The organism is Tepidimonas sp. (assembly GCF_046292505.1).
GTDB lineage: Bacteria > Pseudomonadota > Gammaproteobacteria > Burkholderiales > Burkholderiaceae_C > Tepidimonas.
In genome coordinates this window covers 1-1,040 of record NZ_JBKBQX010000121.1, presented here as the reverse complement: position 1 = coordinate 1,040, position 1,040 = coordinate 1, and the positions used below count along the sequence as shown (strand labels likewise).

Here is a 1,040-nt window from a genome sequence, read left to right as displayed (position 1 = left end):
TTTGGCATGGCCGACACGGTGCGCAGCGTGGCACTGCGGGAGTACCAGCGGCAGATGGAGCGCGCCCTGCGGGAAGAACTGACGAAGGGCTGAAGCGTGCGTCGGAACACTGAAAGTCGATAGCCCTAAAACGCGATAGGAAGCCTTTTGAGCGATTTTGCGATGCAGGCATCACCGAGTATTGCCAGGGCCGCAATCGTGCCTCTGGCGACGATTAACGGGTCCTCCCGGGCCATCTGAAGCGCGGGGGCCGCGCGCAGCGCGACGCTTGCCTAGCGTCAGAGCCGCAAACAGGTTGCCAGTTTCCACCCAGGTTTCCACCCGTATTCATGCCGAGGTGATCCATCCATGACGGTTAACTGATCCGAGCAGCCCGGAGGAATGCGATGGGACTGTCCGTCCGGGCCTATGCCCAACACCGTGGCGTGAGCCACACCGCTGTGGCCAAGGCCATCAAGGCCGGGCGCATCAGCGTCGAGCCCGACGGCACCATTGACCCGGCCAAGGCCGATGCCCAGTGGGCGCGCAACACGCTGCCGTCACAGAGCCTGAACATCGGTGCCAAGAAGCCTGCGGCCAAGGTGGAAACCCCGCCGGTTTCCACCCCGGTTTCCACGGCACCGGTTTCCACCCCGGTTTCCACTCCGCCGTTGGAAACCCGGGCTGCCGCACCTGACTACCAGACCAGCCGCGCCATCCGCGAGGCCTATGCCGCGCGCCTGGCCAAGCTCGAATTCGAAGAACGCACGGGCAAGCTGCTCAACGCCGACGAGGTGAAGGTCAAGTACTTCAACCTCGCGCGGTTGCTGCGTGACCGCATCCAGCAAATCCCTCGCAAGCTCGCCCCGCAGATCGTGGCGGCCGTGGTCGCACAACCCGATCAGCGCGTGGTGGAGGACCTGCTGATGGAGGCGATCCGCGAAGCCCTGGAGGAACTCTCACGATGACCGTCACCCCTGCTATGGCCAGCCGCATCGAGCTGTGGCCACTGGATCGGCTCAAGCCCTACGCCAACAATGCGCGCACCCACTCGGATGCGC

1 protein-coding gene is annotated in these 1,040 nt (G+C 64.4%); it reads left to right on the top strand.

What is annotated here, in order from left to right; all coding sequences use genetic code 11:
• Nucleotides 1-386 precede the first annotated feature (386 nt).
• Nucleotides 387-947 carry a hypothetical protein gene (locus tag ACK4TH_RS12145; RefSeq protein ID WP_409626819.1) on the top strand — a complete coding sequence of 187 codons (561 nt, stop codon included), beginning with the start codon at nt 387-389 and terminating at the stop codon, nt 945-947.
• The last annotated feature ends 93 nt before the right edge of the window (nt 948-1,040 follow it).

What these genes read in the sequence shown, in the direction of transcription:
- ACK4TH_RS12145 (WP_409626819.1), top strand. Translation starts at nt 387, where the DNA reads ATGGGACTGTCCGTCCGGGCCTATGCCCAACACCGTGGCGTGAGCCAC.